Genomic DNA, 8,525 nt, shown 5'->3' on the forward strand with positions numbered 1-8,525 from the left:
GCCCGCGCCCCACGCCGTGTCGGCCGGCAGCGCCAGCGTGGCGATGCGGCCGACCGCGCCGTCGCGCGCCGCCTGCACCGCCGCCGCGCCGTCGGCGCCGACGTCCTGTGCCCGCAGCGAGCTGCGCACCCAGTGCGACACCGAGCCGGCGACACCGGCCAGGTCGGATTTCAGCGGTGATTCGAAGGGCTCGTGGCCGGTGGCGTGGTCGCCGACGATGTTGACGATGCCCGAGCGCGCCTTGCGCGCGTTGTGCAGGTTGGCCCAGCCATTGCCCAGGCCCGGGCCGAGGTGCAGCAGCGTGGCCGCCGGCGTGCCGGCCATGCGCCACCAGCCGTCGGCCGCGCCGGTGGCCACGCCCTCGAACAGCGCCAGCACGCAGCGCACGCCCGGGATCCGGTCGAGCGCCGCGACGAAGTGCATCTCGGACGTGCCGGGGTTGGCAAAGCACAGCTCGACCTGGCTGGCGGCCAGCGTGCTGACCAGCGATTCGGCACCGTTCTGTTCGGACATCGTTCGGCCTCGGGGAGTGGGGTCGGACGATTCTCGCGCAGCGGCGGCCAGCCGGCGGGCTGGAGCGCGAACGCTGGCCGGCCGACCCGCCTATCAACCCAACAGCTCATGCAGGTGGTGCGTGCCGCCGATCATCAGCACGCCGGCCAGGAAGGGCAGCCCGAACTCCAGCGTCAGCACCCGCGTCCGCCAGGCACCCGCCAGGTGGGCCGACTGCGACAGCGCGGCATACAACAGGGCCGCCGCCGACAGCGCCAGCGCGGCGGGCAGCGCCGGCCGGAGTGCCTCGGCCGACCACCAGGCCAGCACGCCGCCCAGCACCGTGCCCACGCCGGCACACACCGACAGGCCGAGTGCCACCGCGGGGCGGTAGCCGCTGCGCACCAGCAAGGTCACGATGGCCACGCGCCGGGGAACCTCATGGACGGCCACCGCCAGCGTGGCCACGGCGCCGGGCACGGCGCCCACCGCCAGCGCGGCCACGATCAGCGCGCCATCGACGACGCTGTGCACCAGGTCGCCCAACAGCAGCACTGCCGCACCGCGCCCCGCATCGACCGCCTCAGGCACCAGGTGGTGGTGGTGAAGGTCGTGCGGGTTCGTCGGCGCCTGCGCGACAGCGTTGCATGCGACCGAGCGGTGGCTGCAGGCACATGCGGTGTCGAACAGCCAGCTGGCCAGCAGCGCCGCCGCGAAAAGGCCCATCACGGACAGCACGCTGCCGGTGGCCTCCCACAGGTGGGGCAGCAGGTCGAGCAGCACGGCGCCCAGCAGCACCCCGATCGCGAAGCTGACCAGCCGCGGCCCGGCACGGCGCGCACGCTGGCTGTGCATGACCACGGCCGCAGCGACCAGGCCCGCGGCGTTGGTCAGCACGCAGGCCACCAGCACGACATCGAGCCCGATCACGCGGCCACCCCCCGGACGATCCCACCGTCGCGACACAGCCAGCGGCGCCCTCGGGGCGACGCAGGGTGCGGACACCTTCCGGGTGCTGCACGAGGACCTGTCGGTGTCATGAATGCTCCATGCCGTGTGATGTGAACGGGGGCGGGCGCGGCGACATGCCGCGCAGACACGGTCCATCGTAGGAAAGGCGAGCCACCGGCGAATCCCCCGCGGCGGGCAAGGCCGCTCACTGTGCGTCACCCGGCGCACTCATCCTGTGGGATGGCGGGGCCTCATCGTCCAGGGTGAGTTCGGTCTCATCGACCCGGATGACAGGCGTCTCACCCGAACGGATGAGTTGCATCTCACCCGATCGGATGAGGCGTCACTCACCCGAACAGAGCAGCCGCTCTAGGGCAACGTCGGGCAGACGCGGGCATGCAGATGGACGAGGTCCATCTGGCCGTGCGTGTCGGTCTTCTGGAAGATCTGCTTGAGGTGACTTCGCACGGTGTTCTCGGACACGTTGAGCGAGGCTGCAATGGCCGCGAGCGGCTGGCCGGCGAAGACCAGCGCGCTGACCTTGGACTGCGCGGCGGTGAGTTCGTACTGGCGCGCGAACACGCACTGCGCGGGGTCGTGTGCGGCATGCGTGCCCCGCACCGCCACCATCACCAAACCAAGGCGCTCACCGACTTCGCGGTTGAACACCTGGCCGGCGGCGCGCACCACGGCCACCACCGGCGGCGAGCCGGCCAACGTGACCACTGCGGGTGCGGCACCCGACTGTGCGGGGTCACCGCGCGCCACGCGGGCGATGGTCTCGGCCAGCATCCGCTGATCGGCCCCGCTGGCGGCCACCAGGCGCCCGCCCTCGAGCCGCAAACCGACGCGGCGGTCCAGCAGATGTTCGGCCGCGGCGTTGCGGTAGACGGGCTCCCCCTGCGCGGTGACCAGGATCAGCGGGTTGCTGTCGTGGTCGGACAGCGACAGCAGCGCGCGCGACAGGTCGTCGGCCTCCTGCCAGCGCCAATGGCTTTGGAGCGACAGCGTGATGTGATCGAGCAGCACCTCGAGCTCGGCACGCTCGCGCCCACCGAAGGCACCCTGCGCCTCGGTGCGATAGGCCGACACGAAGTGGACGCCTGCGGCACGCTTTGCGACCACGCCGCACAGCCGGTGCAGAAGGCCGCGGGGCTGCAGGAAGCCCCGGTAGAAATCGGTGCGACGGAGGTCGACGTGGCTGATCAGCTCGTCACCGGTCATCACCCGCCCGGGCACGTAGTCTTCGCTCGACAGGAACCATGGGTTGCGCGCCGAGTAGGCGGCGATGTCCTGGCTGAAGCGCAGGTCGCCGGGCGACTCGAACAGCGCCGAATCGGCCCCGGTGGTGAACTGGTGGTGGCCCAGCGTGACGACGCAGGCATCGAGGTGCAGGCGCACGCGCTCGAGCACGTCCGGCCACGCGGTGTCGCTGACGCTGGCGGAATGGATCGCCCACACCAACGACCGCACCGCAGGCGCGTCGCCTCCATGCCCATCCTTGCTCGCCATTGAGTCAGCTCCGCTTGCTCGCAGTGGCCGCGGCAAATGCCAAGCCGCTGTGGCGATCGGTGCCGACACCCGGAAGGGCGTCCATCGACCGCCAGCGTGCGCGAATTCTCCATCGCGAAGCGGGCCTGTCAATCCGCACACCACCGGATCGCCGGCGGCGCCGTTCACGCGCGTCGACACAGGGGCAGGCGAGGATGCGGGCGTCGCAACGATCGGGTACGCTCCGGGCACCGGGGTGGCAGGCCTCGACGGAGTGGCGCAGGTCATGCTACGAGTCAGGCGCGAATACCAGTCATGGGTGGCGAACGAGTCGCTCGAAGACTACGCGTTGCGCTACGCCGCGAGTTCGTACCGGCGCTGGTCGCCCGGGGTCGTGGCCAACACTGCGCTCGGTGGCATCTCGTTCCTGGCGCTCGAGGCCATCGGCGCGAGCATCACACTGAGCTACGGCTTCCAGAACGCACTGGCCGCCGTGCTGGTGGTGGCGCTGGTGATCTTCCTGGTGAGCCTGCCGATCGCCTACTGGTGCAGCGTGGCCAACGTCGACATCGACCTGCTCACCCGCGGCGCCGGCTTCGGCTACATCGGCTCGACCATCACGTCGCTGATCTACGCGTCCTTCACCTTCATCTTCTTCGCCATCGAGACGGCGATCTGGGCGCAGGCGCTGCACCTGGCGATCGGGCTCGACCTGGTGGTGGGCTACCTCGTGTGCTCGCTGGTGATCATCCCGATCGTGTTCTTCGGTGTCACCTCGATCAACAAGCTGCAGGCCTGGACGCAGCCGCTCTGGATCGTGCTGCTGGTGCTGCCCTTCGGCTTCATCCTGTTCGAAGACCCTGCGCTGCTGCGCGCATGGACCACGTTCGAGGGCAGCGCCGCCGGGGCCGGCAGCTTCGATCTGCTGCTGTTCGGGGCGGCCACAGGGGTGCTGTTCTCGCTGGCGGCGCAAATCGGCGAGCAGGCCGACTACCTGCGCTTCCTGCCCGACCGCACGCCCGAGAACCGGCGGGCCTGGTGGGCCGCGATGCTGATGTCGGGCCCGGGCTGGATCGTCATCGGCGCACTCAAGATCTGCGCCGGCAGCTTGCTGGCCGTGCTGGCGCTGCGCATGGGCAGCAGCATCGGGCAGGCGGTGGAGCCGATCCACATGTTCGTGCATGCCTACCAGCAGGTGGTTGGCGATCCGGTGCTGGCCCTGGCACTGGCCACCGTCTTCGTCACGGTGTCGCAGGTGAAGATCAACGTCACCAATGCCTACAGCGGCTCGCTGGCCTGGTCGAACTGCTTCGCGCGGCTGGCGCACTACCACCCGGGCCGCGTGGTCTGGCTGGTGTTCAACGTGGTCATCGCGCTGCTGCTGTCGCTGCTGGGCATCTTCGAGACCTTGCAGGCAGTGCTGTCGGTGTATTCCACCGTGGCGATCGCCTGGATCGGCGCGCTGGTGGCCGACCTGGTGGTGCTCAAGCGCACCGGCATCAGCCCGCCGTACATCGAGTTCAAGCGCGCGCACCTGTACAACTTCAACCCCGTGGGCTGCGGCGCCACCGTGATCGCCTCGGCGGTGGCGATCCTGGCGTATGCCGGCGTCCTCGGCGAAGTGGCCCGGGCCTTCTTCGGCTTCATCGCGCTGGCCGTCGCGTTCGTGATGGCGATCGTGATTGCCTATGCGACGGGCGGGCGCTACTACATCGCCCGGCCCGACAGGCACTACCGCCTGCAGCCCGGCCACGTGCTGGTCGAATGCTGCATCTGCGAGCAGCAGTACGAGGCGCCCGACATGGCGCACTGCCCGTTCTACCGCGGACCGATGTGCTCGCTGTGCTGCGGCCTCGAACTGCACTGCCACGATTTCTGCAAGAAGCCCGCGGCGCGGCAGGACGAGGCGCCGGAGCCCACCCTGGGCGCGCTGCGCTTCCGGCCGCACGTGCTGCGGCGGGTGGGCCGCTTCATGGGCCTCATGAGCGTCGCGGCCGCACTGCTGGGCGCCGCCTTCCTGCTCACCTACCGCTTCATGGACCTGCACGGCGCGCCGACCGACGCCAACCTGGTCAACGTGCTGGTGCGGCTGTACGTGGCCACGCTGGTGGTGTCGTCGATGGGCATCTGGTGGATCGTGCTGTCGCACGAGAGCCAGGAGCAGTCCGAGCGCGAGCTGCTGGGTTCGATGCGCCACCTCGAGCAGACACGCAAGAGCCTGGTCGAATCGGAGAAGCTGGCCTCGCTGGGTGGCCTGGTGGCCGGCGTGGCGCACGAGATCAACACGCCGGTGGGCATCGCAGTCAGCACCGCGTCCTACCTGAGCGACCGCACGCAGGCCGCGCAGGCCCTGGTGGACCAGGGCCGCTTCGACACCACCGCGCAATCGAAGTACCTGCGCGACGCTGCCGAGGCGTCGCGGCTGCTGTTGTCCAACGCGCGGCGCGTGGCGCAGCTGGTGCTGAACTTCAAGCAGCTGGCGGTGGACCGCATCAGCGAGTCGCGGCGCCGCTTCGACCTGCGCGAGCATGTCGAGGACACCCTGAGCGACCTGCGACCGAAGCTCGACCAGGCCGGCGTCGAGGCGGTTGTCGACATCCCGCCCGGCATCGAGATGGACAGCTACCCGGTCTCGCTGGCGCAGGTGGTCACCAACCTGGCGATCAACGCGCTGCAGCACGCCTTCGAGCCTGGCGGGCCGGGACGCATCACGGTGGCGGCCTCGCTGCGCGACGACGATGAGGTGCTGGTCGAGTTCCGCGACGACGGCCGCGGCATCGACCCGGGCCTGCACGACCGTGTCTTCGACCCCTTCTTCACCACCAATCGCATGCTGGGCGGCAGCGGGCTGGGCCTGTACATCGTGAACCAGATCGTCACGCGACAGCTCGACGGCACGATCACGCTGGGCACCGGTGCCGGCCCCGGCGCCCGCTTCGCCATGGTCTTTCCACGCGTGGCCCGACGCTCGCCCGACGTCGGTCGCATCCTGGCCGCCTTGCCGAGGACACCGCCCCATGAGCCATGACAGCCCACCCGCGCCGGACACCGCACGCTGGAAAGTGCTGCTGGTCGACGACGAACCGGCGGTGCACGAGGTGTCGCGCCTGATCCTGGCCGACCTGGCCTTCGAGGGCCGCGAGCTCGAGGTGCTGAGCGCAGGCTCGGCCGCGCAGGCGCGCGAGCTGATGTCGCACCACGCCGACGTGGCGCTGGTGCTGCTCGACGTGGTGATGGAAACCGACGACGCCGGCGTGGCGCTGGTGCAGTACATCCGCGGCCAGTTGCGCAACAGCGACGTGCAGATCGTGCTGCGCACCGGCCAACCCGGCATGGCACCCGAGCGCGAGGTGGTGCTGCGCTACGAGATCAATGGCTATTGCCTGAAGACCGACGTCACCTCGCAAAGGCTGCACTCGATCGTGGTCTCTGCACTGCGGGCCTATCGATACACGCGCTCGCTGCGGGCCATGCTGGAGCGCGACCTCAAGCGCGCGGCCCCACCCGGTCCCGACACGGCGCGCAGCGCGCTGGCGCTGGAACTGGTGCACATGCACAACGCCGATTCGGTGCTGATGCAGGCCCAGCCCGAGGTCGCACTGGCCTCGAACCAGGTGTCGGGCATCGAACTGGTGCCGCAATGGAAAACGTCGCTGGGCCTGCTGCCCGCCGAGCGGGTGCGAGATGCCCTGCCCGTGGGCCCGGCACGGCGCCGCATCGCACTGTGGCTGCTGTCGCAGGCCTGCTTCTGGGCGCGCTCATGGCGCGCAACCCGCGGCGCACCTGTGACGGTGTCGATACCGCTGGTGGCCGACAGCCTCGGCGATTGCGGCACGCTGGAGGCGGTGCTCGACGTGGTGCGCGACGCCGCATTGCCACGCGGCGCGCTCGACCTGCTGGTGGGCGAAGCGACCTGGCTGGGCGGCCACCCCGACCTGCGCGGCGCCGCGGCGGCGTTGCGCGAACTGGGCGTGACCTTGACGCTGGTGGACTTCGGCGCGCAAACCATCTCGCTGCAGCGGCTGAACCAGTTGGTGCCCGACCGGCTCAAGATCCACCGCCTGTTCGTGCGCGGGGTGTCTGGCAACCCAGAGCAGATGGCCATCGCCCGCTCGCTGATCGCCTTGGCCCAGACGCTGAGCATCCAGGCCATCGCCGACGGCGTCTCATCGGACAGCGACGCGCAGTTCTTCAAGTGGGAAGGCTGCGATCTGGGCCAAGGCGACACCCTGGCTCCGGCCTGCGCACCCGCCGACGTGGCGGCGTTCCTGCAGGACGGACGCAAGGCGGCCCACTGAGCACACGTCTCCTGCCGCCCCAGTCGGGTTGGACCTCTCAGCGGTCATTGCGACGCGCCGCTTTGTTCGAACTCCTTCAGCTTCGGCGCGCGGCCGAGGCCACCGGGTGGCCGGCTGACTCCGTGTCCCCCGCCCGCGGACGACCGCGTCCGCGGGCTCCTCCTTTACCTGCGTCATCCGGCCACCCGGCGTCCTCGGCCCGGATACAGCGGCGCACATCGACGCGCCATCGTTCTCGTCGGCACCTCGGCGGTGATGGAGCGCCGTGACGGGTTGCCCTGTTCTGCGCAGGTAAAGACACCGTTGTCTTTGTCAAGCGCCTGCATGCTTCAGATGGTTGGCGTCGAAGGGCTTGCCTGACCGCAGAACGCCATAGGCGATGGCTAGCAGCTTGTGCATGCAGGCCTCCACGATCAGCTTGCCGGGCTTGTTCTGCGCCTTCAGCCGGGCCCAGAACGCTGCGACCAGAGGGTTGAAGCGCCCCGCCACCATCGCCGGGAAGTACAGCGCCTGCTTGAGCGCCGTGTGCCCCATTGGATGTGTCCCCCGGTGTTTGTTCAACGAGATGCCCGATTGCTTGATCATCGGCGCCAGCTTGGCGTAGGCGATCAGCGCCTTGACCGACTTGAATCGTTCTGGTCGCCCGATGTAGGCCAGCAGCTGCGGAATCGTCTTGTCGCCCAGGCCTGGAACTGTCTGCAGCAACTCGTCGCGCCGCTTGAGGTCAGGGTCGTCGTCGATCGTCTTGTCGATCTGCTTGCGCACTTGCTCGATCTCACCGTCCAGCTCGGCAATCAACTTGACGATAGACGCGCGGACCGACTCGTGCGCCACCTCCAATCGGTTGCACTCGGCCTGGCGCATCTGCTGCAGCGTCTCCAGCCGCCCAACCAGGGCTTGCAGGGCGCGCACACCGGGCGTGGGCGCCTCCCACCGATCGGGCTGCTGCACCTGGCAGAACCGCGCCAGACACTTGGCATCACCGTCGTCGGTCTTGTTGCGGACCATGTTGGATTCGGCAAAACGCTTGACCTGCAGCGGATTGACCACCGACACCAGCACGCCTTGGTCATGCAGGAACAGCGCCAGCGCCTCGTGATAGGCGCCCGTGGCTTCCATGCACACATGCACACCACCATGCCCGTCCGGCACCTGGGCGCTGAGCCACAGCAGCAAGGCCTTGAAGCCCGGCTGATCGTTGCTGATGGATTTGCCCCACTTTCACGGACGGGTAACGGCTTGAGTCTCAAGCCGGGCTTGGGGTCGACATGGTCTGCGGTGCAGGGTTATCCA

At 69.2% G+C, this 8,525-nt stretch carries 6 protein-coding genes; 2 read left to right on the forward strand and 4 right to left on the reverse strand.

The genetic code is table 11. The features are described 5' to 3' along the window. The 3 genes from EOINJALH_RS01775 to EOINJALH_RS01785 form a co-directional block, all read right to left on the reverse strand. A partial coding sequence (locus EOINJALH_RS01775; protein WP_255406943.1) for a thiamine pyrophosphate-binding protein occupies positions 1-513 on the reverse strand: 513 nt, incomplete at its 3' end. Between the two features lie 93 nt (positions 514-606). Next, the gene (locus tag EOINJALH_RS01780) at positions 607-1,422 is read right to left on the reverse strand and encodes a ZIP family metal transporter (protein WP_158219610.1); all 816 of its coding nucleotides are present in this window, start codon (positions 1,420-1,422) and stop codon (positions 607-609) included. A 390-nt stretch (positions 1,423-1,812) separates the two neighbouring features. Next, positions 1,813-2,955: a helix-turn-helix transcriptional regulator gene (locus EOINJALH_RS01785; RefSeq protein WP_088278597.1), complete on the reverse strand. Its 1,143-nt coding sequence runs from the start codon at positions 2,953-2,955 to the stop codon at positions 1,813-1,815. Positions 2,956-3,220: 265 nt separating this feature from the next. Here EOINJALH_RS01785 and EOINJALH_RS01790 point away from each other — a divergent pair, with 265 nt between their 5' ends. Continuing rightward, positions 3,221-5,962 carry an ATP-binding protein gene (locus tag EOINJALH_RS01790; protein WP_088278600.1) on the forward strand — a complete coding sequence of 914 codons (2,742 nt, stop codon included), beginning with the start codon at positions 3,221-3,223 and terminating at the stop codon, positions 5,960-5,962. Then, the gene (locus EOINJALH_RS01795; protein WP_088278598.1) at positions 5,952-7,232 is read left to right on the forward strand and encodes an EAL domain-containing protein; all 1,281 of its coding nucleotides are present in this window, start codon (positions 5,952-5,954) and stop codon (positions 7,230-7,232) included. Before EOINJALH_RS01790 ends, EOINJALH_RS01795 begins: the two co-directional genes overlap by 11 nt. A gap of 312 nt (positions 7,233-7,544) precedes the next feature. Here EOINJALH_RS01795 and EOINJALH_RS01800 read toward each other — a convergent pair whose 3' ends face one another. Then, positions 7,545-8,438 (reverse strand): IS110 family transposase, encoded by an 894-nt coding sequence (locus EOINJALH_RS01800; RefSeq protein ID WP_255406944.1) that lies wholly within the window; start codon positions 8,436-8,438, stop codon positions 7,545-7,547. Positions 8,439-8,525 lie beyond the last annotated feature (87 nt).

This window comes from Ideonella sp. A 288 (genome assembly GCF_002198735.1).
Lineage (GTDB): Bacteria > Pseudomonadota > Gammaproteobacteria > Burkholderiales > Burkholderiaceae_C > Pseudaquabacterium.